The 24798-nt window shown below is 45.0% G+C and carries 21 protein-coding genes, 1 tRNA gene and 2 pseudogenes; 16 read left to right on the plus strand and 8 right to left on the minus strand.

The genetic code is table 11. The features are described from left to right. Positions 1-97: 97 nt before the first annotated feature. Both hypD and B5D77_RS12030 read right to left on the minus strand, forming a co-directional pair. Complete coding sequence (gene hypD, locus B5D77_RS12025; RefSeq protein ID WP_106908892.1) at positions 98-1204, minus strand: hydrogenase formation protein HypD; 1107 nt, start codon at positions 1202-1204, stop codon at positions 98-100. Positions 1205-1430: 226 nt separating this feature from the next. Further along, positions 1431-1694, minus strand: coding sequence for a HypC/HybG/HupF family hydrogenase formation chaperone (locus B5D77_RS12030; protein ID WP_106908893.1), 264 nt, complete (start codon positions 1692-1694; stop codon positions 1431-1433). Positions 1695-2098: 404 nt separating this feature from the next. Here B5D77_RS12030 and B5D77_RS12035 point away from each other — a divergent pair, with 404 nt between their 5' ends. From B5D77_RS12035 to B5D77_RS12045, 3 genes and pseudogenes are all read left to right on the plus strand, one after another. Continuing rightward, entirely contained in the window at positions 2099-4000 is a 1902-nt protein-coding gene (locus tag B5D77_RS12035; protein WP_106908894.1) for a transketolase C-terminal domain-containing protein, read from the plus strand. A gap of 448 nt (positions 4001-4448) precedes the next feature. Beyond that, on the plus strand, positions 4449-7067 hold the full coding sequence (clpB, locus tag B5D77_RS12040; protein WP_008207150.1) for an ATP-dependent chaperone ClpB: 2619 nt from the start codon (positions 4449-4451) through the stop codon (positions 7065-7067). 65 nt (positions 7068-7132) lie between these two features. Continuing rightward, positions 7133-7765: pseudogene (locus B5D77_RS12045) on the plus strand (Uma2 family endonuclease). Positions 7766-7867: 102 nt separating this feature from the next. On the opposite strand, the gene B5D77_RS12050 reads toward B5D77_RS12045, so the two are convergent. Beyond that, positions 7868-7950 (minus strand) — tRNA-Leu (locus B5D77_RS12050). Between the two features lie 73 nt (positions 7951-8023). Between B5D77_RS12050 and lgt the strand changes: the two genes are divergently transcribed. After that, positions 8024-8875, plus strand: a complete 852-nt coding sequence (lgt, locus tag B5D77_RS12055; RefSeq protein ID WP_008207155.1) for a prolipoprotein diacylglyceryl transferase — start codon at positions 8024-8026, stop codon at positions 8873-8875. Positions 8876-8887: 12 nt separating this feature from the next. Beyond that, a complete protein-coding gene (locus B5D77_RS12060) occupies positions 8888-9838 on the plus strand; it encodes a branched-chain amino acid ABC transporter permease (RefSeq protein WP_008207158.1) in 951 nt (316 codons plus the stop codon). Positions 9839-9844: 6 nt separating this feature from the next. On the opposite strand, the gene B5D77_RS12065 is transcribed toward B5D77_RS12060, so the two are convergent. From B5D77_RS12065 to B5D77_RS12075, 3 genes are all read right to left on the minus strand, one after another. After that, positions 9845-10843 carry a Gfo/Idh/MocA family protein gene (locus tag B5D77_RS12065; RefSeq protein WP_008207160.1) on the minus strand — a complete coding sequence of 333 codons (999 nt, stop codon included), beginning with the start codon at positions 10841-10843 and terminating at the stop codon, positions 9845-9847. A gap of 333 nt (positions 10844-11176) precedes the next feature. After that, positions 11177-11452, minus strand: coding sequence for a hypothetical protein (locus tag B5D77_RS12070; RefSeq protein ID WP_002797302.1), 276 nt, complete (start codon positions 11450-11452; stop codon positions 11177-11179). Between the two features lie 388 nt (positions 11453-11840). Further along, positions 11841-12389 carry a DUF721 domain-containing protein gene (locus B5D77_RS12075; protein WP_008207162.1) on the minus strand — a complete coding sequence of 183 codons (549 nt, stop codon included), beginning with the start codon at positions 12387-12389 and terminating at the stop codon, positions 11841-11843. Positions 12390-12606: 217 nt separating this feature from the next. On the opposite strand from B5D77_RS12075, the gene B5D77_RS12080 reads away from it, so the two are divergent. The 8 genes from B5D77_RS12080 to B5D77_RS12115 all read left to right on the plus strand — a co-directional run bounded on the left by B5D77_RS12080 (position 12607) and on the right by B5D77_RS12115 (position 19738). Continuing rightward, the gene (locus B5D77_RS12080) at positions 12607-13497 is read left to right on the plus strand and encodes a hypothetical protein (protein WP_106908895.1); all 891 of its coding nucleotides are present in this window, start codon (positions 12607-12609) and stop codon (positions 13495-13497) included. A 22-nt stretch (positions 13498-13519) separates the two neighbouring features. Next, the gene (locus B5D77_RS12085; RefSeq protein WP_008207167.1) at positions 13520-14176 is read left to right on the plus strand and encodes a PspA/IM30 family protein; all 657 of its coding nucleotides are present in this window, start codon (positions 13520-13522) and stop codon (positions 14174-14176) included. Positions 14177-14396: 220 nt separating this feature from the next. Continuing rightward, positions 14397-15173: a PspA/IM30 family protein gene (locus B5D77_RS12090; RefSeq protein ID WP_002801277.1), complete on the plus strand. Its 777-nt coding sequence runs from the start codon at positions 14397-14399 to the stop codon at positions 15171-15173. A 477-nt stretch (positions 15174-15650) separates the two neighbouring features. Continuing rightward, a complete protein-coding gene (locus tag B5D77_RS12095; protein WP_254053077.1) occupies positions 15651-16073 on the plus strand; it encodes a PspA/IM30 family protein in 423 nt (140 codons plus the stop codon). A gap of 42 nt (positions 16074-16115) precedes the next feature. After that, on the plus strand, positions 16116-16370 hold the full coding sequence (locus B5D77_RS12100; RefSeq protein ID WP_008207172.1) for a hypothetical protein: 255 nt from the start codon (positions 16116-16118) through the stop codon (positions 16368-16370). A gap of 355 nt (positions 16371-16725) precedes the next feature. Continuing rightward, positions 16726-17874: a Re/Si-specific NAD(P)(+) transhydrogenase subunit alpha gene (locus tag B5D77_RS12105; protein ID WP_106908896.1), complete on the plus strand. Its 1149-nt coding sequence runs from the start codon at positions 16726-16728 to the stop codon at positions 17872-17874. A 161-nt stretch (positions 17875-18035) separates the two neighbouring features. After that, positions 18036-18332, plus strand: a complete 297-nt coding sequence (locus tag B5D77_RS12110; protein WP_002733247.1) for an NAD(P) transhydrogenase subunit alpha — start codon at positions 18036-18038, stop codon at positions 18330-18332. Beyond that, on the plus strand, positions 18329-19738 hold the full coding sequence (locus B5D77_RS12115; RefSeq protein WP_008207177.1) for an NAD(P)(+) transhydrogenase (Re/Si-specific) subunit beta: 1410 nt from the start codon (positions 18329-18331) through the stop codon (positions 19736-19738). The genes B5D77_RS12110 and B5D77_RS12115 overlap by 4 nt, the downstream gene beginning before the upstream one ends. A 60-nt stretch (positions 19739-19798) precedes the next feature. Here B5D77_RS12115 and B5D77_RS12120 read toward each other — a convergent pair whose 3' ends face one another. Next, positions 19799-20038 carry a hypothetical protein gene (locus B5D77_RS12120; RefSeq protein ID WP_002757689.1) on the minus strand — a complete coding sequence of 80 codons (240 nt, stop codon included), beginning with the start codon at positions 20036-20038 and terminating at the stop codon, positions 19799-19801. Positions 20039-20273: 235 nt separating this feature from the next. On the opposite strand from B5D77_RS12120, the gene B5D77_RS12125 reads away from it, so the two are divergent. Then, positions 20274-21749, plus strand: a complete 1476-nt coding sequence (locus B5D77_RS12125) for a leucyl aminopeptidase (RefSeq protein ID WP_106908897.1) — start codon at positions 20274-20276, stop codon at positions 21747-21749. Between the two features lie 168 nt (positions 21750-21917). On the opposite strand, the pseudogene B5D77_RS12130 reads toward B5D77_RS12125, so the two are convergent. Continuing rightward, positions 21918-22124 (minus strand): annotated as a pseudogene (locus B5D77_RS12130) (transposase); the annotation flags it as partial. 78 nt (positions 22125-22202) lie between these two features. On the opposite strand from B5D77_RS12130, the gene B5D77_RS12135 reads away from it, so the two are divergent. Both B5D77_RS12135 and B5D77_RS12140 read left to right on the plus strand, forming a co-directional pair. Continuing rightward, positions 22203-23411 carry an RNA-guided endonuclease TnpB family protein gene (locus B5D77_RS12135; protein WP_106908898.1) on the plus strand — a complete coding sequence of 403 codons (1209 nt, stop codon included), beginning with the start codon at positions 22203-22205 and terminating at the stop codon, positions 23409-23411. Positions 23412-23546: 135 nt separating this feature from the next. Continuing rightward, on the plus strand, positions 23547-24728 hold the full coding sequence (locus tag B5D77_RS12140) for a tetratricopeptide repeat protein (protein ID WP_106909995.1): 1182 nt from the start codon (positions 23547-23549) through the stop codon (positions 24726-24728). Positions 24729-24798: the final 70 nt, after the last annotated feature.

The following is a 24798-nucleotide window of genomic DNA, read 5'->3' on the forward strand; positions in this document are numbered from 1 at the left end:
GAACTGAAAACTCAAATCCGATCCCTAATAGCTGTCTCCCGTCTCCCGTCTCCTGTCTCCTGTCTCCTGTCTCGACTAGGAAATTAATTTTGCACGACTACTTACCATACTTATAATAAGCGGCACAAGCACCTTCACTAGAAACCATACAAGTACCGATGGGATGTTCGGGAGTACAAGCAGTACCAAATACTTTACATTCCCAAGGTTTTAAAACACCTTTAAGAATTTGGCCACACTGACAAGCTTTGTGATCTTTAACACGCTGATTGGGTAGGGTAAATTTTTTCTCCGCATCAAAATTAATGTACTCATCCCGCAGTTTTAACCCTCCTTGGGCAATTTCTCCTAAACCTCGCCATTCAAACTGATCCCGCAGTTCAAAAACTTGCTTGATTGCCGATAAAGCGACTCTATTTCCTTGATTTTGTACCACTCGATCATACTGATTTTCGATCTCACATCTCTGCTCATCTAATTGTTTTAATACCATCCAAATTGATTGGAGAATATCCAAGGGTTCAAACCCAGAAACTACCAAAGGTTTATGATATTCTTGGGCAATAACTTGATAGGGTTCTGTGCCAATTACCATGCTAACATGACCGGGACCAACAAAACCGTCTAACTGTAAATCTGGGTTATCTAACAAAGCTTTCAGAGCGGGAATAATCACCACATGATTAGAAAATAAACTAAAATTAGTGATACCATCTCTTTGGGCTTCTAAAACGGTTAAAGCTGTGCTAGGAACGGTTGTTTCAAACCCTAATGCTAAAAATATTACTTCTTTATCGAGGTTTTCTCTGGCAATTTTTAAGGCATCGCGAGGAGAATAAACCATGCGAATATCATCACCTTTTGCTCGCGCTTGCAGCAGACTCAAATGGGAACCGGGGACACGCATAGTATCGCCAAAAGTTGTCAGAATTACGTTCGGTTGTTGTGCCAGAAAAATGGCATCATCTAAACGACCTCGCGGCATCACACAAACGGGACATCCAGGACCATGAATTAATTCGATAGTTTCCGGAAGTATGGCCTCGATACCGTATCTAAAAATTGAGTGGGTATGACCTCCACAAACCTCCATAATTTTAGTAACTTTTTCCCGCTTTTCAGAGATTCTTATCGATAATTGTTCAATTTGCTGAATTAATCCTGCCGCTTTAACGGGATCACGAAATTCATCAACGTATTTCATTGTTTATCTCCTTTAATTATAATTTCTAGCTGTCGGTCGTCGGTAATAATTGCCGTGATTTATAGCATTTCCTAAGCTAGTGAGGTACACCTATTTTTCTTCCCTTTTGCCTCTTGCCTCTTGCCTAAAACCCATAACTTTTGTACATCAGGAGACTAAAAAACGCTATATATTTCCTAAGATCAACAACAAAATCAATTTATGTATGGGTGACTACTTAAGAACATTAATTATGATTAAATTCTGACTCTAATTCTGCTAATTGTGTTAATAAATTTAAGGTTTCTTGCGCCTCATCTTCATCAATTCGATTCATGGCAAAACCCACATGAACTAATACCCAATCCCCTACACAAGTATTAGCGGGATGGTCTTCATCAACAATACAAGCGATATTTACTTCTCTTTTTACACCCCCCACATCGACGAGAGCCAGATGATGGTTTTCATCAATAATTGCCGTAATTTGTCCCGGTATGCCTAAACACATAGTTTTTACCTTAAATCTAGTTTTTGTTAATTATACACCGATTTTTTGGCTAGAGATTGCAGTAATATCAACTGACAGCCCTTCTCATAAAGATGAAGTATAAGCTAATTTGGTATCGACGACCGACGACCGGCTCCCGAAAAGGAAAACCGAGTCAAAGGTTATCCTTTTTACTTGCTCTTACCTGCCATTCTGGACTATTGCCCTCAAGAACAGCTTTTTTTCCCGTATCTTTTTTAAGATTTCCCCTGTCCCGGACCGTGGACGCTATCCCAGTAAGGGTAAAACTTTTGTATTAGGGACTACATCTATGATAAGAAATTATTCAATCAATCGATCGGGTGACATTCTAGGCTATGATTTCCCTGACTATAGTTATTTCTCTACATTAAGGAAAATCGACAATGACAGCCTTTCCCATCGATTTGAGCGCCTATAAACCCATCAGTCTCGACCCCAGTAACCCCACCCTCACCGACCACCAAAGAAGCGCTCTAAAAGCCAATATCCAACTCTGTCGCGATGCTATCATCTTTTTTACTGCCACGGGTGCGGCCCGGGGTGTGGGTGGACACACCGGCGGCCCCTACGATACCGTCCCGGAAGTGGTGATTCTCGATGCTCTTTTCCGCAGTCAACCTAGTCAATTTGTACCAATCTTCTTCGATGAAGCAGGACACCGCGTCGGTACTCAATATCTCATGTCTGCGTTAGAAGGTTCTTTACCCCCAGAACAATTAATGCACTACCGCGAGGCCAATTCTAAACTCCCCGGACACCCGGAATTAGGATTAACCCCTGGTGTCAAATTTAGTTCTGGCCGTTTAGGACATATGTGGCCCTACGTTAACGGTGTCGCTTTAGCTAACCCCGGAAAAACCGTTTTTTGTTTAGGTTCCGATGGTTCTCAACAGGAAGGCAATGACGCGGAAGCTGCCCGTTTAGCCGTAGCTCAACACATCAATGTTAAGCTAATTATTGATGATAATGATGTGACGATTGCCGGTAATCCTTCCAAATATTTACCCGGTTATGATGTGGCTAAAACTCTTGTTGGCCATGGTCTAAAAGTGTTAGTGGGAGATGGGGAAGATATCGATAGTTTGTATCGCAATATCTGTGAAGCAATTAATACTCCCGGCCCGATTGCGATTATTAATAAACGTCCCATGTGTCCGGGGATTGAAGGTTTAGAAGGTTCTAACCACGGCCATGATGTGATTTCTGTCCCCTTGGCTTTGAAATATTTAGAGGCAAAAGGACACAGTGCCGCCGTGGAATATCTCAACAGTATTAAGAAGCCTTCTAATGACTATAAATTCCTCGGTTCTGGGGATAAATGGGGTTCTAACCGCAACGTTTTCGGCGAAGCGGTGGTCAGTCTTTTAGGCAAAATGAGCGAAGAAGAACGCAAAGCTAATGTATTAGTAGTAGATAGCGATTTAGAAGGTTCCTGCGGTCTGAAAATTATCCACGATAAACATCCCGAAGTGTTTATTCCTTCCGGTATTATGGAACGGGGTAATCTTTCGGCAGCCGCCGGTTTTGGTATGGAAAAAGGTAAACAGGGAATTTTCGCCACCTTTGCCGCTTTTCTAGAAATGTGTATTTCTGAAATCACCATGGCGCGTTTGAATTATTCTAATCTTTTATGTCATTTTTCCCATTCCGGTATCGATGACATGGCGGATAATACCTGTCACTTTGGTTTGAATAATTTCTTTGCCGATAATGGACTCGATGACGGTTACGAAACCCGTCTTTATTTCCCAGCCGATGCGGCACAAATGACCGCTTGTGTCGAGGCAACTTTCCATCAACCCGGTTTACGTTTTATCTTCTCGACTCGTTCTAAAACTCCCAATATTCTTGATACTAACGGTAATAATTTCTTTGGCAATGGTTACACCTTTGTCCCCGGAAAAGATGAAGTAATTCGAGAAGGCACTGCCGGTTATATCATCAGCTTTGGCGATGGTTTATACCGCGCTTTAGATGCAGTGGAACGCTTAAAACAAGAAGGGATTAACGTGGGTTTAATTAATAAACCGACTCTCAATGTGGTGGATGAAGAAATTATCGCTAAAGTTGGTAATTCTCCCTTTGTTTTAGTGGTAGAAGCATTTAACCGTCGTACGGGTTTAGGTAGCCGTTATGGTTCTTGGTTACTCGAACGCGGTTTAACTCCTAAATACGCCTATATCGGTACTCACCATGAAGGTTGTGGCGGTTTATGGGAACAATTCCCCCACCAAGGTATTGACCCAGTTGGTATCATTAGTAAAGTTAAATCTTTAATCGCTTAGATAGTATTTTAGGGTGGGCTTTAATCAGTTATCAGTTATCAGTAAACAGTAATTAGTAAAAAGTAATTAGTAAACAGTCATCAGAACGTAGGTTGGGTTGAAGCATGAAACCCAACGCCTGCATCGGTTACGCTACCGCTAACCCATCCTACAAATAATTGTGCCTCCCTACTTAGGTTTTAGATTCGGCCCTTGTAAACAGTGAACAGTAATCAGTAATCAGTGGATATCTTTAATAATTAAGATTTTAGCTTGGTTGAGAGCTTGAACAATTGTACTAAAATTTCCCAAAAGCAGTTTAAATCCCTGACAGCTTATAAACTTTAGCGGCTTAAATCGCACCATTGAGGGGAAATCCCCCTTAACTAGGTACGGTAAGCCCCTAGGAGCCGACAAACCGGTCAATCTAGAATAATCTTTAGGGTATAAAAGTAATCTCTTATAGAAAATGCAGCCAACCAATCCACAACAATTTACAGAAAAAGCTTGGGAGGCAATCGTCAAAACGCCGGACATTGCCAAACAGCACAGCCAGCAACAAATCGAAAGCGAACATCTAATGAAAGCCCTTCTCGAACAGGAGGGATTAGCGGGCAGTGTCTTTAGTAAAGCGAATATTAGTCTAGCCCGTTTGCGGGATCGAACCGATGACTTTATCCGTCGTCAACCGAAAATCTCTAACCCCGGCGACTCGATTTATTTAGGTCGTAGTTTAGATAGTTTACTCGATCGAGCGGAAAATTATCGCCGAGAATTTGGAGATGACTTTATCTCGATCGAGCATTTAATTTTAGGTTACGCTAAAGATGATCGCTTCGGTAAAAATATTTTTCAAGAATTCGGACTTACCGAAAACAAACTCAAAGAAATTATTCAACAAGTCAGAGGTAGTCAAAAAGTGACCGATCAGAATCCAGAAGGCAAATACGAGGCCCTAGAAAAATACGGACGGGATCTGACCCAATTGGCACGGGAAGGTAAATTAGACCCCGTAATTGGACGGGATGACGAAATCCGTCGCACCATTCAGATTCTCTCGCGTCGGACTAAAAATAACCCGGTTTTAATCGGGGAACCGGGAGTAGGAAAAACTGCCATTGTCGAAGGATTAGCCCAGCGGATTATTAACCGTGATGTGCCAGAATCTCTGTTAGATCGGACTCTCATTTCTCTCGATTTGGGTGGCTTAATTGCGGGAGCAAAATATCGCGGGGAATTTGAGGAAAGATTAAAAGCTGTCCTCAAGGAAGTCACCGATTCTCAAGGCAATATCATCATGTTTATTGATGAAATTCATACCGTTGTCGGTGCGGGAGCCACTCAAGGGGCAATGGATGCGGGCAATTTATTAAAACCAATGTTAGCCCGGGGTGAATTACGTTGTATTGGGGCCACTACCCTCGATGAATACCGCAAATATATCGAAAAAGATGCGGCGCTAGAAAGACGTTTTCAAGAGGTTTTAGTGGATGAACCAAATGTGGTCGATACTATTTCGATTCTTCGCGGTCTCAAAGAACGTTATGAGGTGCATCATGGGGTGAAAATTGCCGATAATGCTTTAGTGGCGGCAGCACTGCTTTCTAATCGTTATATTAGTGATCGCTTTTTGCCCGATAAGGCCATTGATTTAGTTGATGAAGCGGCGGCTAAATTGAAGATGGAAATCACCTCTAAACCAGAAGAACTCGATGAAATTGATCGCAAAATTCTCCAGTTAGAAATGGAAAAACTTTCCCTACAACGGGAATACGATCCAGCTTCGCGAGAACGGTTAGAAAAGTTAGAAAAAGAACTGGCTAACCTCAAGGAAGAACAATCGGGATTAAATGCCCAATGGCAAGGGGAAAAAGAGATTATCGATAAAGTTCGTGGGGTTAAAGAAGCGATCGAACAAGTTAATCTGGAAATTCAACAGGCCGAACGCGATTATGATTATAATCGGGCTGCGGAATTAAAGTTCGGAAAATTAACCGATCTGCAGCGGCAAATGTCCGCCCTAGAAACTCAATTGGCCGACAAACAAACCACCGGCAAAAGTTTATTAAGAGAAGAAGTTCTCGAATCGGATATCGCCGAAATTATCTCGAAATGGACGGGAATTCCTCTCAATAAATTAATCGAATCGGAAAAAGAAAAACTCCTCAATCTGGAAGAGGAATTACACGAAAGTGTCATCGGTCAAGAGGAAGCGGTCACAGCCGTAGCCGAAGCGATTCAACGTTCCCGCGCCGGTTTATCGGACCCCCACCGTCCCACGGCCAGCTTTATTTTCCTCGGTCCGACGGGTGTTGGTAAGACAGAATTGGCGAAAGCTTTAGCTCGCAATCTCTTTGACACCGAAGAGGCTCTAGTTCGCATCGATATGTCGGAATACATGGAAAAACACAGCGTTTCCCGTCTCATGGGTGCGCCTCCGGGATACGTCGGCTACGATGAAGGAGGACAATTAACCGAGGCAATCCGGCGTCGTCCCTACTCTGTCATCCTCTTTGATGAGATTGAAAAAGCCCATCCCGACGTTTTTAACGTTATGTTACAAATCCTTGACGATGGGCGCTTAACCGACTCTCAAGGTCATCTGGTTGATTTCAAAAATACCATCATTATTATGACCAGTAATATCGGTTCTCAATACATTTTAGACGTGGCCGGTGATGAGTCTCGTTATGAGGAAATGCAGGCCCGGGTGATGGAAGCAATGCGGAATAGTTTCCGTCCCGAATTCCTCAATCGTATCGATGAAACGATCATTTTCCATAGTTTACAAAAAGCACAACTGCGCTCGATTGTCAAACTACAGATCGGTAATCTCAGCGACCGCTTGATGGAACAAAAATTAGCCCTGAAATTTGCCGATATTGCCCTCGATTATCTAGCAGAAATTGGTTACGATCCAGTGTACGGTGCGCGACCCCTAAAACGAGCAGTACAAAGATATGTGGAAACTCCGATCGCTAAGGCAATTCTGCGCGGCGAATTTAAAGCGGGAGACACGATTTTTGTCGATGTGGCCGATGAAAGATTGACCTTTAAACGGTTAGCTTCCCCGGTAGTAACTGCTTAATTCGCAAGGGTGGGCAATGCTCACCCTTTGATTATTATGGAAGCAGGGTATTTTTGCTTGAATCTATGACTGTAACACTGTTCGCACCACCGGCTGAAATAATTCACCTGTCCGGGATTAGCTGGAAAACCTACGAAACGCTGCTGGAAGAAATGAGCGATCGCCGTCTCCGGCTGACCTACAATCGTGGCAATTTAGAAATCATGGCTCCTTCGACCGGACACGAAAGATTCAAGAAAGTGGCGGGGCGATTTGTTGAGACAATGGCTGAAGAACTCCGGATTCGGATAGAACCCTTGGGGTCAACCACCTTTAAACGCCCTCAATTAAGCGGTGCAGAACCAGATGAATGCTTTTACATTGATAATATTGAGGCGGTTCGGGGGAAAAAGCGACTGGACTTAAATGAAGACCCACCACCGGATTTAGTCATAGAAATTGATGTCACCAGCAGTTCTCAAAATAGCCTTCAGGTTTATGCAGATCTAGGCGTGGCAGAGGTTTGGGTTTATAATGGGGAATCTCTGGTTATCCAACAATTACAAAATGGCACTTATATCACCTCCCCAACCAGTCGATTTTTTCCTAATTTACCCATCTTATAAATTGCTATATTTTTACAACAAGCTGGCCAGACAGATTACCTAGAGTTAGTAAAAGCATTTCGGAATTGGGTAAGAAGTCAGTTGAAAAAATAAATCTGAACTGGAGGCTCAAAAAGGGAAACTTGTTAATTTCCCCTTTTGGGTCGTCGGTCGTCAATACCAAATCAGGTTACACTTCATCGACCCGAAGGTTAATGCGGATGGAGGGACTCGAACCCACACATCGAAAAGATACTAGAACCTAAATCTAGCGCGTCTACCAATTCCGCCACATCCGCAAATATGTCAGCTTATTCCATCATAGCATAAGATACTATAGGAAAGATAAAATTTTTTATTCTTAATAATTTTATGCTCTTAGGTTTTGTCTTTCAGTCTCCCGGCCCCGTCTTCTGGGAGATCGGACCGATTTCGGTGCGCTGGTATGGATTTCTCATCGCTATGGCGGTATTATTGGGTGTCACCCTCTCCCAGTACCTCGCCCAAAAAAGAGCGATCAATCCCGATTTAATCGCTGATTTGGCCATTTGGTTAGTAGTGGGGGCCATACCTGCAGCCCGTCTGTACTATGTTCTGTTTCAGTGGCAAGAATACGCGCAAAATCCTGCTGATATTATCGCCATTTGGAAGGGAGGTATCGCTATTCACGGGGCAATTATCGGGGGTTTGCTGGCGGCCCTAATCTTTGCTCGCATTAATCGGGTTTCTCTTTGGCAATTACTCGATCTGGTGGCCCCTTCCGTCATTCTCGGTCAAGCGATCGGACGTTGGGGTAACTTTTTTAATTCGGAAGCTTTTGGCAGTCCGACTAATTTACCCTGGCGGTTGTTTATTCCTCCGGCTAGTCGTCCTTTAGAATATATCACCGTCGATTATTTTCACCCTACCTTTCTCTACGAATCTATCTGGAATCTGGGAGTTTTTGCCCTACTTATCTATCTATTTTTCTGGGGTTTAAAACACCCTAGCAAATTAAAAATTGGCACCCTTACCCTAGTCTATTTTATCGCCTACAGTCTAGGTAGATTCTGGATCGAGGGACTACGCACCGATAGTTTAATGTTTGGTCCTCTGAAAATGGCACAAATAATTAGTTTAGCAGCGATCGCTGTCGGTCTTTTCGGTTTATTCTGGTTATATAAACTCCAGCGTCCTTTACCGGATGTGGTGGCGACCGTCAGTTATAATCAAAAGTTACCCTAGCTAACCCTGACCATGGATCTAGTAACAATTTTTCAACAGGTTTTAAACGGTTTATCTATCGGTAGTGTCTATGCTATTTTTGCCCTCGGTTACACTTTGATTTTTTCCATTTTAGGGATTATCAATTTTGCCCATGGCGCAATTTTTACCCTCGGAGCCTATTTTACCTATGCTCTAGCGGGGGGAGTTTTCGGTTTTAATGGTTTATTGGCTAATGCCAAATTACCCTTTTCCTTACCCTTTTTTTTAGCACTCTTGCTAGGCTGTATCCTTTCAGGTTTCACCTCGGTTCTTCTGGAAAGATTGGCCTTTAAACCCCTCCGGGTACGGGGTTCCGATTCCCTCTTAACTTTGGTTTCTAGCCTAGGAGCAGCGGTGGTGATTGTCAATGTTATTCAATACTTAGTCGGGGCAGAAATTTATACTTTTCCCGATGGTATCTATGGCAATCTTCCCCCCGCAATTAATTTCGGTACAGATGATCGGCCCGTGGCAATTCGCACAATTCAGATTATTATTTTTCTGGTTTCAGCAGTTATGGTGGCTTTACTAACTTATTGGGTTAATTTTACCAAAATGGGCAAAGCTTTACAAGCGGTAGCGGAAGATGTCACCACGGCCAGTTTGTTGGGGATCAATCCCGAAAAATTTATCGTGATTACTTTTTTTATTAGTGGTGCCTTGGCAGGTTTAGCAGGAACTTTAGTCGGCTCTAGTGTTAGTATCGCTGGCCCCTATTTCGGTATTGCTTTCGGATTAAAAGGTTTAGGAGTGATTGTTTTAGGGGGATTGGGAAGTATCCCCGGAGCGGTCATCGGTGGTTTATTATTGGGTATTGCCGAAGCTTTTGTTCCCGCAGAATATTCCGGTTATCGAGAGGCGATCGCTTTTGCTATTCTCTTTATTATGTTGTTAGTTCGTCCCCAGGGTTTACTAGGCAGAAAGTTAATTGAAAAAGTCTAAGTAAGTTTAATTGGCCCGGAGAAAAACTGTTTTTCCCGACAAGGAAGATTGATAGGCAGCATAGGCCACTTCTAGGGCATAAAGACTGGCTTGGGGAGTAACATAGAGAGGAACCCGATCAAACAGATAATCTAGCACCATGGCGGTATCTTTGGCAAAAAGACCGCGACGGGTTTCCGCTTCTAAAGCTTGGCTACCTTGACTATTAATTAACTGCCCTTTTTCCCCTTCAAAAATTAAGCTGCCCCCCTCACCATGAATAGTGAAAGTTCGCTCATTTTGCCAAAAAACTTGGCCTTTACCGTAGGTAACTTCGGCAATTAAGCCATTTTTAAATAATAACTGCGCCTCACACAAACAGGCAAGAAAATAATCGGATTCCGAACCATTCCAATAACGACAATGACAGGATACGGACTCCACTTCCCCAAATAAATTAGTAAAGCGATGGATACGAGAAAGGGCTGCAATCAAAGGAAAACCGAATAAATCCCGATGAAATGTCCAGCGCTGGGGTGCTGGTCTGCCTGGGACGATCGTGGTATAACGGGCTAGGTGGATATTACCGAGGCTGGCTAAATATTGCTGTTGGGTTTGATGCAGTCCCCCCAAAAGTTCGATATGTTCGACGTGCAGTAATTTGTTCTCGGTTTCGGCTAGGGTGATTAATTCTGCTGCTGCCGCTGGGTGGAAAGCCAGAGGATACTCGACGATAACGTGCTTACCAGATTTTAAGGCCGTACGCGCAATCAAAGCATGGGACTGATTAACGTTGGCAATGACAATCAGATCGAGATCGGGATGGCTGGCCAGGCTTACTGCCGAATCTAGGGCAGAAATTTGGTATTTTTGCGAGAAATTAGCGATCGATTCGGGACTATTACCGCTAAAATACAGAAGCTCGGTGCGATCGTCGGCTTGCAAGCTTTCAGCACGACGTTGAGCGGCGAACCCTGTGCCAACTATACCAATTTTTAAGGGACGATGAGAAGTCATCAGGGGCATTCTGGCGACATTAATTATCGGGAAGTGGGGTGTGGGGTGCAGGGTGTGGGCTGTGGGGAGATAGGGGTGTGGGGAGATAGGGGTGTGGGGAGATAGGGGAATTTCAACTAAAACCCCAAAACCCTAAAACCCCAACTCCCTAAAACCCCAACTCTCAACTCCTGAATACTCTCTCCTGAATACTTTCTACTGAATTCTGCCTTTCCTAGCTTTATCTTTGCAATCAACTCATCTATTATCTCAAAAATAGCGCCATAAAAGATGTGGGGGGGGTGAATTCAGATTTTGAATGGACAACGCCAATTTTTTGCTCCTGTTTAGGCCTCAGATCTTCTAAACTGCCGTCGGTTGTCGGGGAGCATGACGACGAGGGGAAACCACCACGGGAGTGGGCGACACCGTACAGGTTAATTCTAGAGACTGTTCTAAACTAACCACCCGATTGAGTTGTTGCCATTCAGTGCTAAAAGGAGGCATCGCTAGAGCGCAGGCTTTCCAATGAGCTTCGACGGGAACATCTAGTTGTTGACAAGTGCCACCGCGCCGACCTTGGGTTTGATAGTATCGGCAGTATCGACAGGAAGAAGTAAGAAAGTTTGCTGCTTGCATGGGTGGGCTTTAAAAGGAAGATGATTATAAGGAACTCAAAGGATGACTCTCTTTTTGCTCTGTGTAATATTGTCCTACCCCGTGCCAAGGCTATTTTCCTGACTACCATAGCTAGAACTGTTATGCCATATAGTTTTTAGTGATCCCCAAAAAAAATTTTGTTTTTAGAATCTTTTAATAGTTACTTTGCAAAAAGCAGCACTGTCTCAAAACAGAGGAGTTTAACTCAGTTGTGGCCGCGGTTATCGGCTCTAGTATCGCCGATAACAAACCGGGGATCAAGCCTTAGCCGAATAGAATTGATGAATACAGGTTCAATTAAGACAGAAAAGATCGGCCAATTGATTCCCGACTCAAAAGCACTCTTTCCACAAGACTATAAAAAAAATTAATCTTTTACCCCAGCGGACTGGGCAAAACAAAAAGCACAACATTGCCAACGCTCAAGCTCTCCGGAGGGAGTGGGAGACTGACAACGAGGACAAATCGGCCAGGATCGGGTTCTGTGAACTATTTTCTGGCTCCAACTCTCTAAACCGTCCAGTTGCCGGGGATTTTCTGGCGGTTTTTCCGGGGTGACATAACTAGGATGATCTCTGAGGGAATTAGGTGCGATCGCTTCTGGGGGAATTAACTTACTATCCTGCTGCCAACGGGCAGCAGAAAAGCGCATATCGCTCAGGGAAGTCTCTAACTGACTATTAAGCCGTTTTAATAAGCTATAGCGTTGTAAGGACAATTCCTGTGCTAAAGCGGCGCTACTGGTAGCCACCGATAAAACCCCGCGACTCAGGGAAAAAGGCCGGGTTTGCTCCAGCAGACGGGGATTAATAATTTTTGGCCATAATTGCAGCACTTGCTCGTAGTGGCAATATTCTTCCCAACCCGCCTGTTGAGTAATAGCCGCCAAAATTTTGTCAAGAGAATGTAAAGACATCTGGAAAATCTAGAGAGTACCACGTTAGACTAGGACGAAAAAACCCCTAAGTAGCTGGTTATAATTAAATTAAAAATGGATTTTAGATTCGATCCCCCCTGCCCCCCTTGATAAGGGGGGTGCCGATCCCCCCTTAGTCCCCCCTTGATAAGGGGGGTTTCTGATAATTTTTAACGCCTACCTACTTAACTTTTCAGCATAACCCTATAATACCGTCATGAAATCCGATCGACCCCCATCCCGCCAAGATTTGCCTCTCTCGATCGTCCATCAACCCAGTTCAGCCATCGATCCCGCTCAGAAACCAGAATACCTAGAAGCTTCTGTCATCAATGTCTATCCCCAAGCTAAAGATATCTTTTTTACCCCTTGGGGTATCCGGGCAATGGTGATCTTTTTAATGGCTAATAGTCTCCTCTCTCTCAATCAATGGTTAACCAGCACCACCCCCACCCCGAGGAAAGCTGAGAATTCCCCCCGGGAGCAGCACCAAAATAACTCCCGCCACCTCGATCGATTGATAGCGATCGCTCGTCCAGTACAGAAAACCCCTCAAACCAGTCCGATCGCTAATATTCCCGCTCCTCCCCTTAAAACCAGTCCGATCGCTAACATTCCCGCCCCACCGGTGGTTCAGCCTCCCCCCACCGCTATCAATCTGACTAACGCCCTCTTACCCCCGAATCCGCCACCGTCCCTCATGCCCGCCCATCAATTACCCGTCAGTAAGATCAAGCAATCTTTACCCGTCGCCCCCTCTTCCCCCGCTACCCCGCCCGTATCTTCCCTAGTTTCCGCACCACCACCACCACCGCCCAAAGTCACCCCCGCCCCCTCTCCGGCGGTCATTAACGAACGAATGTTAGAGGAATTGCGTCAAAGAGAAGAATCACCCGCTAATTTACCCTTTTTTCAACGGGAAAAAGCCCGTCGCTTGGCCGATCAAAACCGACAGGATGCGGCCGAGTTGATGAAACAGTTACCGCCAGAATTACAAGTGGCCCCTTCTCCCAGCAGTCCGCCACCTTCAGAAACAGTCAATCCCTCCCAGTCCCCCGTCCCTAGTTCTATCATTATTGATAGGAGCGGCACTTCGGTAAACTACTAGGGTTGGTATCGGGAGGACGGCAATGGGTTTGTTAGATCGCATGGGCCAAGCAATTCGCGCCCAAGTCAATAGTCTGATTCAGGAAAACCAAGATCCAGAAAAACTGCTGGAAAAGGCCATCTTGGCCATGGAAGGGGAATTGATGCAAATGCGACAAGCCCTGGCGGCAGCCGTCGCTACCCAGAAACGTACCGAGCGCCAAAGACAACAACAGGAAAAAGCCGCTCAAACTTGGCACGAACGCGCCCAATTAGCCCTAGATCACGGTAACGAAGAACTCGCCCGCCAAGCTCTCAGCCAATGGCAAACCTATCAGAGTCAGATCGCCCCCCTACAAACCTCCCTGCAACAACAAACGGCTATTATACAAAAATTAAAGAAAGAACTCTTGACAATTGAACGCAAATATGCTGAGATGAAAGCACAGAAAAGCCTTTATGTGGCCAGATTGCGATCAGCGAGCGCCAGTCAAAAAGCTCAAGAAATTATGGGCAGTTTGAACAGCGGTCAGATGGGGACTATTTTTGAGAAATTAGAAGCAAAAGTCCTAGAAGCCGAATCCCAAGCCGATTTAATCCAGTATAAAGACCCCTTAGAGCGACAATTCCAAGATTTAGAGGGACAAAAACAAATTGAAGCGGAATTACTCAAGTTAAAACAAGAAAACTTGGATGGGTGATAGGGAATTATAAATTATGAATTATGAATTATGAAGTGGGGTGTAGGGTGTGGGGAGAAAAAAGCTGTCTCCTGTCTCCTTACTCTTGACTGTTGACTCCTAACTCCTATCCCCTATCCTAGCTCTCGTGGTTTATATTGGATAATAAGCCGTTAGGCAAGATGGGAAATTTTAAGAACAGTTAACTGATTTAGTACACACTGAGAGGAACAAGAGCGTCATGGGTTTATTTGATCGCCTTAGCCGAGTTGTCCGAGCTAACCTCAATGATATGGTGAGCAAGGCTGAAGATCCAGAAAAAATGCTGGAGCAAGCTGTCAGTGATATGCAAGAGGATCTAGTACAGGTACGTCAAGCGGTTGCTAGAGCGATCGCAGAACAACGACAAACGGAACAAAAATACAGCAAAGACCAGTCAGAAGCCAATAAATGGGAACAAAGAGCCAAATTAGCCCTTTCTAAAGGGGATGAAACTCTCGCTCGGGAAGCTCTTAAACGCAAGAAAGATTGCACGGAAACCGCCGCCATTCTCAAAAATCAACTGGATCAGCAAACGGTACAGGTAGATAGTCTGAGAAAAAACTTGATCGCGCTCGAAAGTAAGATTTCTGAGGCAAAAACCAAGAAAAATATGTTAGTAGCTCGCTCCAGAGCCGCAAAAGCTAACGAACAAATCCAGAAAACCCTTGGCAGTATCAATACCAGTAGTTCCGTGGATGCTTTTGAGCGCATGGAAGAAAAAGTTATGCAGTTAGAAGCCAGTAGTCAAGCGATCGGTGAAATCACTGGTAGCGACATGGAACGTCAATTCGCTGCCCTAGAATCAGGTAGCGATGTGGAGGATGAATTAGCACTGCTAAAAGCACAAATGTCCGGGGGAGTATTACCCCCCAGCACAACTTCTAGTCAACCCACTTTACCCCAAGCAACCACCGTCAGGGATTCGGTAGTGGATGCAGAATTAGAGGAATTGCGATCGAAGTTGAAAGAACTGTAAAACTTTGAGAGCGTCGAGACGTACTATCTATGGTACGTCTCTATTTATTAATTTTGTTGTTGAGATAGGGAATAAGCTAAAACGCATTTTAACCGCCTATCCTTAGATTAGTTCTCTCCTCCGACGTCGGGGTAGGGTTGATTCATGAATCAACCCTACTATGAATCAACCCTACTATAGCGGTGTTCAGTCGTATGAGGTACAGTGTCACAAGCTATAAACCATGCTAGGCAAAGCTTAGTCTGTATCTCACTCAAGCGCTTGCCGCTATATGAATCAACCCTACTATGAATTAACCCTACTATGAATTAACCCTAACATGAATTAACCCTAACATGAATCAACCCTAACATGAATTAACCCTACTATGAATTAACCCTAGGGGCAAGGGGGGGTGTTGCCTCTTGGCTCATCTCAACAAGCAATTTAAATACTTAACATCTTCTTAATTGCTACTCATAATTAACCATCACTATTATGCGGGATGATTTATCTAATTTACGTTCCTCAATTATCGAAGTAATTGCCTTACAAAAAAGAGCCGAACAACAGTACAACCAGGCACAAGCTGAGGTTTTAAAATGGCAAGAAAGAGTTAAACTCGCCCTAGATAAAGGTGATGAGTCTCTGGCACAAGAAGCTAATATAAAGAAAAAACATCACATTAATACCGCAAATATTATTAAAAATCAACTGGAAAAACTGAATATCCAAGTTGATAAACTGAAAGAAAAATTGCCGATTTTAGAAAGAAAGATTAACGAAAAAAGTATCGGCAGTATAGATACTATTTACCGTTCAGCTTTTGAGCGCATGGAAGCAAAATTTATGCAGTCAGAAGCCAGTAGTCAAGCGATTGGTGAATTGAGTCCTAGCGACATGGAACGGGGGTTCTTCTAGATTCTGTGTGATAAGTTTAACTTACATAGGATCGATCGATCTTTGTGTCCTTTGTGTCTCTGTGGTTCGTTCCACTCACTGCCCCAAGACTGTATCTTAGAATACATTTTACCCACCAAACCTGGGAGAGCCGAACGGGTATTCGTTGGACTAGAAGCGAGTAGCGATGTGGATGATGAATTAGCACTGCTAAAAGCACAAATGTTACTGGGTAAAACTGCCCATCCACCCACCCTCAAGGATTCAGCAGTAGATGCAGAAATAGAGGAATTGCGATCGAAGTTAAAAGAACTGTAAAACTTTGAGATTGTCGAGACGTATTGCAGCCCTTCTCATCAATATGAAGTATAGCCTAATCTGGTATCTAAGACCGAAGACTAGCTAATGTTAACCGTTTTGGCGTTTCCCAGAACGAAAACTTTGTACCTCATCATTATAAAAAAAATCCCAAGCAATGGCGATCAAAACCCTTTAATTCTGAAGATAATCCTAAGATTCAGCCCGAAAAAGAGCCAGAAAGGTGAGGATAGCTAGGATGGAAGTGAAAAGCAATTTTGACTCGAAATTATCCCAAGGGATCGATCGCATTTAACGAAACCCTTACCCCAACAGCATAAGACAAGAGAAGGACTTATTAAGGAGAAACCCAGCCATGAAAATCGGCGTAATCAAAGAAAGTGACCAAGGCGAGGCGCGGGTGGCGCTAGTGCCGGATACCGTCGCCCGTTTAGTCAAGGCGGGATTTGAGGTAATGGTCCAAAATGGGGCGGGAATTAGCGCTAACTTTGCCGATAGTGCCTATAGTGCCGTGGGAGCCGCCCTGAGCGAAAACAGCGAATATATCTATGAAACTGCCGATATTATTCTCAAAGTCGTCCCTCCTAGCGATAGCGAGATCGATCGCCTGAAAGGTGGCGGTATCCTCATCGGCTTTCTCGATCCCCTGCGTCAACCCCGGCGCATTGCCAAATTAGCCGAGCGCGGGATTACAGCTTTGAGCATGGAATTAATTCCCCGCAGTAGTCGCGCCCAGAGTATGGATGCCCTCTCCTCTCAGGCTAACCTCGCCGGTTACAAAGCGGTACTCCTCGCCGCCGTGCAGCTGCCGAAAATGTTCCCGATGATGACTACCGCCGCCGGTACGATCGCCCCCGCCAAAGTGCTGGTATTGGGGGCAGGAGTTGCCGGATTGCAAGCTTGCGCTACCGCCCGCCGTTTGGGGGCAGTGGTGGAGGCTTTTGATATTCGTCCGCAAGTCAAAGAAGAAGTACAGAGTGTCGGGGCGAAATTTATTGAAATGCCCCTAGAAGAAGATACCGTCGCCGATAACGGTTATGCCAAAGAGGTTTCTCTTAGCACACAGGAGCGCATTTGTCAAGCCCTAACGGAACCAATTAAGCGGGCTGATGTGGTGATCACCACCGCCCAAGTACCGGGGAAACAGGCCCCGCTGCTAGTCACCAAAGAAATGATCGCCACCATGAAAGCGGGGTCGGTAATCGTTGATTTAGCGGCGGAACAGGGCGGAAATTGCGCCTACACCCAACCGGGACGAGAAATCATCGAAAATGGGGTAAAAATCGTCGGAGCCGTTAATCTTCCTGCCACAGTGGCCACCAATGCCAGCCAGATGTACGCCAAAAACCTGCAAATGCTGCTACAGCTTCTAGTCAGCAAAGAGGGCAGTTTAAACCTCGATTTTGCCGATGACATCATTGATAGTGCCTGTGTCACCCACGCTGGCGAAATCCGCAACCAACGCATTAAATCCGCCCTCAGTGAACAGTTATCCGCTTTTTAGCTATCAGGATTCAGGAGGCAGGAGTCAGGAGTCAGGAGTTAGGAGTTAGGAGTCAGAAGGCAGCTTTGTTCTCCCCACTTCCCACTTCATAATTCATAATTCCCACTTCCCCAATCCCCCACTTCCCAATCCCCAACCCCTATCCCCTTTTTAATTAACCAATGACTGCCCAACTTTTAACCGCTTTAGTGGTATTTGTCCTCGCTTCCTTTGTCGGTTTCGAGGTGATCAATAAAGTTCCTCCCACTCTCCATACACCCCTGATGTCGGGAGCGAATGCAATTTCAGGTATCGCCGTTGTCGGTGCGCTCCTCATCGCCGGAGGCACGGATTGGCACGAATTAACCGTAATTTTAGGGTTAATTGCCGTTATTTTGGCGATGGTTAACGTGGTCGGTGGTTTTGTCGTTACCGATCGAATGCTGCAAATGTTCAAGAAAAAAGAGGCTAAATCATGAATAATGCCCTGATCACAGGGATCGAGTTATCCTATCTACTCGCCGCCATTTTATTTATCATCGGTCTTAAACAATTATCTTCCCCCGCTACCGCCCGTCAAGGCAATTTTCTGGCTGCCATCGGGATGCTAATCGCCGTTATTGCCACCTTAATCAATCAAGAAATCCTCAGCTATGGTTTAATCGCCGTGGCGTTGGTGATTGGCTCAATTATCGGCCTAGTTTCGGCGCAAAAAGTCCCGATGACGGCTATGCCCCAAATGGTGGCGATTTTTAACGGTTTAGGCGGTGCTGCCAGTGCTTTAATTGCCATGGGCGAATACTGGCGTTTACTGCAAAGTGGTGAAAATATTGCCTTTGACTCGATACTGATCGCTATTTTGGGTATATTGATCGGCGGTGTCACTTTTACCGGCAGTGTCCTCGCTTTTGCCAAATTACAGGAATTAATCAGTGGCGCGCCCGTAACTTTTCCTTTCCAACAACCCTTTAACATTCTCTTGCTACTCACCTTTTTAGGGGGTAGTGTCTATCTCTTTTTTGATCCCACCTCGATCGATGTTTTCCTGACCTTGGTGGCACTTTCCCTAATTTTCGGGGCTTTATTCGTGCTTCCCATCGGCGGCGGCGATATGCCGGTGGTTATCTCCCTCTTAAACTCTTTTTCGGGACTTGCCGCCAGCGTGGTCGGTTTTATCCTGATGAATAGTATGCTGATCATCGCCGGTGCTTTGGTGGGTGCGTCGGGGATTATCCTGACTCAGATCATGTGTAAAGCCATGAATCGATCGCTGGCTAGTGTACTATTTGGAGCATTTGGTACAGGTGCTAGTGCCGGAGGCGAAGCGAGCGCCACTTCTAGCCTTGATAAATCGGTTCATGCGATCGATTCAGAAGAAGGGGCAATGATGCTCGGTTATGCGCGTTCTGTGGTGATTGTACCCGGTTACGGCATGGCGGTGGCCCAAGCACAACACGCGGTGCGAGAATTGGCTGAACAGTTGGAAAAAAATGGCGTTGAGGTTAAATATGCTATTCACCCCGTGGCGGGAAGAATGCCCGGCCACATGAATGTATTATTGGCCGAAGCTAATGTTCCCTATCCGCAACTCTACGACATGGATGATATTAATCCTGAGTTTGAGCGCGTCGATGTGGCCTTAATTATTGGGGCGAATGATGTGGTTAATCCCGCTGCCCGTCACGATAAAGCTAGTCCCATTTATGGAATGCCAATTCTCGACGTGGATAAGGCACAGCACACGATCGTGATTAAGCGCAGTATGCGATCGGGTTTTGCCGGGGTAGAAAACGAATTATTCTACAATCCCAAAACCTTTATGCTCTTTGGTAGCGCTCAAGATGTGGTAGCACAATTAGTATCACAAGTCAAGGATTTGTCATAATTCTTGACAAATAGGACGGGGTTTTCACCCCGTCTTTTTTTTTATCCGATTTTCCAGAGTTTAAAGATAATCCAGAACTAATTCCCCTTTGCTCACTTTTTCGGTAATTAAAGTTCTGACTAACTCTAATTCTTCCAGGGTCACTTTACCATCAGACCTCATAGCTAGGGCGATTCTTTCCCTTTCTCCTTGAGTGATCACGCCATCAACACTAGCCTGTTCGATAATAGCCCGTAACTTTTCTAGTTCCTGTTGTTCTTCTGCGGTTAATTCTGCTTGATTAGGGCGAGATATTTCCATAAAAATTTCTCCTTGAGTGATCAATACAAACTTGATAATTTTTTTCTAAGTAGTAGAAGCCATGGCAGTTATCCCCAGTCAGGATCAGCAATCAGGGACAATGATTTTAGCAAGAGCTAGACCTTGATTCTTGACAGGGAGCCACTAAACCTCAACAGACGATCGATGATAACTGATAGAGCTTACAGTATAGTGATTAATAGAAGCATTTTGCAAAGAATTATCGAGATAAAGAATGGATATTCGATCGACTGACACCTCGCTCCTTACTTGGACAGGAGATACTTTAGCCCTAGGTTTACCAGAAGGAGCCGTAGAGATTGCAGGAGAATTGGCAGAATTAAACAATAAACTGGGGGGAACCCTAGAGGAACTCATCTCCGAGACGGAATTCGAGGGAAAATTAGGCAGTAGTGCGGCCACTCGTCTAGGTGGTGGTGGTCCGATTCGCAAATTAATCCTGGTGGGATTGGGAAAAACTGCCGATTTCGACCTGCAAACCCTGCGTCTAGCGGCCGCTGCCATCGCTCGTCTGGCCAAACAACAAAAAAGCCAAGCTCTGGCCATCAGTTTACCGGTAGTTGGTGATCAGTCCGCCACCGCCGGAGCAATCACGGAAGGGCTGCTGTTGGCCACCCATCAGGATACCCGCTTCAAGTCCACTAAGGAGGAAAAAGGAGCCAAATTAGAAACCGTCGAGTTATTGGGTTTAGGAGAGCAAACATCTGCGATCGCCAAAGCCGAGCAAATCTGTTCCGGGGTGATTCTGGCCAGAGAATTAGTCAATGCTCCCGCTAACACCGTTACCCCCCTGACCATGGCAGAAACCGCCGAGCAAATTGCCAGCGAATACGGATTAAGTCTCAAAATTCTGGAACAGGAAGAATGCGAAAGCTTGGGTATGGGAGCATTCTTAGGAGTGGCAAAAGCATCAGATATTCCCCCGAAATTCCTTCATTTAATCTATAAACCCGAAGGAACACCGAAACGTAAACTAGCAATCGTTGGCAAAAGTCTAACCTTTGATTCCGGCGGTTTGAATATTAAAGGGGCCGGCAGTGGCATCGAAACCATGAAAATGGATATGGGGGGTGGTGCCGCTACCCTAGGCGCAGCCAAGGCGATCGCTCAATTACGGCCAGAAGTGGAAGTACACTTTATCTGTCCGGCTACGGAAAATATGATTAGTGGTCGCGCTATGCACCCCGGGGACATTTTAACCGCTTCTAACGGCAAAACTATTGAAGTCAATAACACCGATGCCGAGGGACGATTAACCCTGGCCGATGGCTTGGTTTTTGCGGAAAAATTAGCTGTGGATGCGATCGTGGATCTAGCCACTTTAACCGGGGCCTGTGTCGTTGCCTTGGGGGACGATATCGCCGGTTTATGGAGTAGCGATGAGAGTCTCGCGGATCAACTCCAACAGGCCGCCAAATTAGCCGGCGAAAAATTCTGGCCAATGCCTCTAGAAGAAAAATATTTCGAGGGGATGAAGTCTCAAATTGCCGATATGAAAAACACCGGCCCGCGCCCCGGCGGTTCCATTACAGCCGCTTTATTTTTGAAGCAATTCATTAATAATACTCCCTGGCTGCACCTAGACATCGCAGGTCCGGTCTGGTGCGATAAGGAAAATGGCGTTAATAATTCCGGGGCCACCGGTTTTCCCGTCCGCACTCTAGTTAATTGGGTCATGGCCAATAATTAAGTTATCGGTGATCGGTAAGCGGTATTAAGTGAGGAGTATTTTCACTGATTACTGTTTACTAATCCCTGAAAAATCTGCCCCACCCCTGACCCCTATCTCAAGGTCGCGAGAGGACTCCCGTTAAACTGCGTAGCGGTTAACGGGAGTCCTCTCGCGACCAGAATGAAACTAACGCGGTAGCGTTTCCACTTTCCGGGAGTTTTGGTTCTCGACGTATTTTTTTAGTTGTTCGACAGTAACGTCGCCACAACTAGCCACGAAATAAGCTCCCGCCCAAAAATAGGGTTTGTTGTCGAAATACTTTGCCGCCAAATCTGGAAATTCTTGTCTAATTAAGCGACTACTAACTGTTTTAAGGTTAGCGATTAGTTTGGTCCATGATTGTAATCAGTTGAAATATTGGGCGGTAAGTGTTATAATTTAACTATACATCACATCACGAAACTAACGACAGTGATAACGCTTACCTACCAGTACAAACTAAAGGTAAACAGACAACAGGAGATAATCCACATTCTTGATGTTTGCAAAAGCGTTTATAATTACGCTCTTTCAGAACGGAAAGATTGGTTAAACTCTCGAAAGTGTCTTGCGGATCACTGTTCGCTAGTTTCCGAGTACATAATTCCTGCGGATGAACCCTATCCTAATTACTTTGTTCAAGCCAAAAATCTAACGGAAGCTAAAAAAGTTTATCCGATATTAAAGACGGTTAACGCTCAAGTTTTACAGCAAGTCTTAAAAACTTTAGATAAGGCGTTTAACCAGATGAAATCGAAAGGCTTCGGCTTTCCTAGATTTAAGAAAAAGATGCGAAGTTTTGTTTTTCCTGCGCTCTCAAAAAGCTTTCTAGGTGACGAATACTTAAATTTTCCACAATTGGGAAAAATTCGGATTAGGAAATCTAGAAAGTACCCGTCTGGGTTCGAGCCTAAACAAGCTCGAATTATCCGCAAAGCGTCGGGATTTTACGTTTCGGTTTCCTTCCAATCTACGGAATTAGTTCCCGATATGACAGTGGGGAAGACCTGTTTAGGAATTGACGCGGGAATTGAGAGTTTTGTTGCTACTTCACGAGGAGATTTAATCAAAGCCCCTCGATTTTTGTTGAAAGTACAGAGTAAGCTTAAATTGCTACAAAGACGCTTGAAACATCAAGTCAAAGGCTCGAACAATTGGTTGAAACTCCAAGATAAGATAGCGAGATTACACGAAAAAGTGTCTAATACTCGTAGAGATTGGCATTTTAAGTTAGCTCATTACCTTTGCGATCTCGCTGATAATATCTTTGTTGAAGATATTAACTTCGTTTCCTGGTCTAGAGGGATCGTTAGAAAACAATCTCTGGATTCAGGTATCGGTAGTTTTATTAACGAGATACTACCGTTTGTCGCTTGGAAACGGGGAAAATATTATCTTAAAGTCGATAAAAACGGAACTTCCCAGGAGTGTCCGAATTGTGGCGCAATTACTGGCAAAAAAGCGTTATCGGAAAGAGTTCACCGGTGTGATTCTTGCGGTAACATTGAACCGAGAGATACGGCATCAGCAAAGGTAATCGAGAACCGAGGAAAAAACGCGGTCGGACTGACCGTGTTAGAAAACGCTCGCGGAGGCGATTTGACGGGGATCGACTGGGTTAAACTCGGTCGATCTAGTTAAAAGCCTAAGAACCGAGAATCCCCCGCTACACCGCGCTCCGCGGTTAGCGGGGGAGAGTCAATCCCCGATAACTGATAACTGCTAGACTAATTGGGTGATGCTTGCAAGATTAATAAAACCAGTGTCGAGATTAGAATGCAGGGACTTTTAAGAAAACTTTGGCGCGCGATCGAAAACTTTTTAACCCGACTTTTGGGGGGACAAGGAGGAAAGGGGAGAGTAGAAGCGATCGAATCTGTTCCCCTAACCGATACAGACTACGAGTTTCTCTATATGCAGTTACTCGATGGCGTGGCCCACGGTTGGCACGAAGGCAGAATTCTGAGATTTTTTGAGAAATTGGGCGATCGAGGTCGGCAAAAAGATTGGGTAGAATGGTTAGAGCGTTTTGGAACCCGTCTGCAATCCTCCGCTTCCCTTAACCAACTTCTCGCCACCAGAATGATTCGTTTAGGAGAATTAGCCCGCGCTTTCCCCGGGATTGAACGCATTGGTGAAGCTTCCTACGAGATCGGTTATCAACTCTACACCAAAGAAACTGCCACTTTAATCTGGGAATACGCCGGCGAAGATGAGGCACCGGGCAGTTATACTGTTGCTACCCCAGAAAATCTCTTATATTCCGGTGAAACTAGCGATTTTAACGGTAATGACTCGGAAAATCCCCAATTAGAAACCCTCACCCTCGATGAATTATTTAACCGTCTGCAAAACGATCCTACCCTAGCAGGCCAAATGGCCGAACAATTGGGCATCGAAAATAAGGACGCAGAAAGCATTATTGATAGTCTGATCGCTCAATTTTCCCCCCAGGAGGGTAAAACCCCTGAAACTGCCGCGGATTGGTTTAATCAGGGCTTAGAACAGGCAAATTTAGGCAATTGGTCAAATGCGATCGCCGATTGGGAACAGGCCCTGAAGATCGATCCCCAATTAGCCTCGGCCTGGCATAATCGTGGTGGTGCCTTAGCCATGATCGGTAACTATGAAGAAGCGTTAAATAGTTATGATCGCGCCCTAGAAATCACCCCCAACGATCACCAAGTCATTAACGCTAGGGGCAGCGCCCTATACGGACTGCAACGTTGGCAAGAGGCTTTAGAATGTTGGCAACAGGTGCTAGAAGCGGACGATAATTTTTATCAAGCTTGGTACAATCGCGGCAGTACCCTAGAAAATTTAGGCGAAACCCAAGCAGCGATCGCCTGTTATCAAAAAGCTTTAGGGATTGCGCCAGATTTTGAGCTTGCCCAAACTCGTCTAGAGGCTTTACTAGGGCAAAAACCGCCCGAAGACGACGGTAATCCCCCTGCCTGATTCAATCTGAACTTGAGCAGTCAACAGCCTACAATGGGGGAAGTATAGAGACTAATTTTAATTAATCAGG

The organism is Microcystis sp. MC19 (assembly GCF_003019735.1).
Classification (GTDB): Bacteria; Cyanobacteriota; Cyanobacteriia; order Cyanobacteriales; family Microcystaceae; genus Microcystis.

What these genes read in the sequence shown, in the direction of transcription:
- B5D77_RS12065 (WP_008207160.1), bottom strand. Translation starts at nt 10,843, where the DNA reads ATGCCCCTGATGACTTCTCATCGTCCCTTAAAAATTGGTATAGTTGGC.
- lgt (WP_008207155.1), top strand. Translation starts at nt 8,024, where the DNA reads ATGCTCTTAGGTTTTGTCTTTCAGTCTCCCGGCCCCGTCTTCTGGGAG.
- hypD (WP_106908892.1), bottom strand. Translation starts at nt 1,204, where the DNA reads ATGAAATACGTTGATGAATTTCGTGATCCCGTTAAAGCGGCAGGATTA.
- B5D77_RS12125 (WP_106908897.1), top strand. Translation starts at nt 20,274, where the DNA reads ATGGATATTCGATCGACTGACACCTCGCTCCTTACTTGGACAGGAGAT.
- B5D77_RS12110 (WP_002733247.1), top strand. Translation starts at nt 18,036, where the DNA reads ATGACTGCCCAACTTTTAACCGCTTTAGTGGTATTTGTCCTCGCTTCC.
- B5D77_RS12140 (WP_106909995.1), top strand. Translation starts at nt 23,547, where the DNA reads ATGCAGGGACTTTTAAGAAAACTTTGGCGCGCGATCGAAAACTTTTTA.
- B5D77_RS12120 (WP_002757689.1), bottom strand. Translation starts at nt 20,038, where the DNA reads ATGGAAATATCTCGCCCTAATCAAGCAGAATTAACCGCAGAAGAACAA.
- B5D77_RS12070 (WP_002797302.1), bottom strand. Translation starts at nt 11,452, where the DNA reads ATGCAAGCAGCAAACTTTCTTACTTCTTCCTGTCGATACTGCCGATAC.
- B5D77_RS12060 (WP_008207158.1), top strand. Translation starts at nt 8,888, where the DNA reads ATGGATCTAGTAACAATTTTTCAACAGGTTTTAAACGGTTTATCTATC.
- B5D77_RS12035 (WP_106908894.1), top strand. Translation starts at nt 2,099, where the DNA reads ATGACAGCCTTTCCCATCGATTTGAGCGCCTATAAACCCATCAGTCTC.
- clpB (WP_008207150.1), top strand. Translation starts at nt 4,449, where the DNA reads ATGCAGCCAACCAATCCACAACAATTTACAGAAAAAGCTTGGGAGGCA.
- B5D77_RS12080 (WP_106908895.1), top strand. Translation starts at nt 12,607, where the DNA reads ATGAAATCCGATCGACCCCCATCCCGCCAAGATTTGCCTCTCTCGATC.
- B5D77_RS12085 (WP_008207167.1), top strand. Translation starts at nt 13,520, where the DNA reads ATGGGTTTGTTAGATCGCATGGGCCAAGCAATTCGCGCCCAAGTCAAT.
- B5D77_RS12030 (WP_106908893.1), bottom strand. Translation starts at nt 1,694, where the DNA reads ATGTGTTTAGGCATACCGGGACAAATTACGGCAATTATTGATGAAAAC.
- B5D77_RS12095 (WP_254053077.1), top strand. Translation starts at nt 15,651, where the DNA reads ATGCGGGATGATTTATCTAATTTACGTTCCTCAATTATCGAAGTAATT.
- B5D77_RS12105 (WP_106908896.1), top strand. Translation starts at nt 16,726, where the DNA reads ATGAAAATCGGCGTAATCAAAGAAAGTGACCAAGGCGAGGCGCGGGTG.
- B5D77_RS12075 (WP_008207162.1), bottom strand. Translation starts at nt 12,389, where the DNA reads ATGTCTTTACATTCTCTTGACAAAATTTTGGCGGCTATTACTCAACAG.
- B5D77_RS12115 (WP_008207177.1), top strand. Translation starts at nt 18,329, where the DNA reads ATGAATAATGCCCTGATCACAGGGATCGAGTTATCCTATCTACTCGCC.
- B5D77_RS12090 (WP_002801277.1), top strand. Translation starts at nt 14,397, where the DNA reads ATGGGTTTATTTGATCGCCTTAGCCGAGTTGTCCGAGCTAACCTCAAT.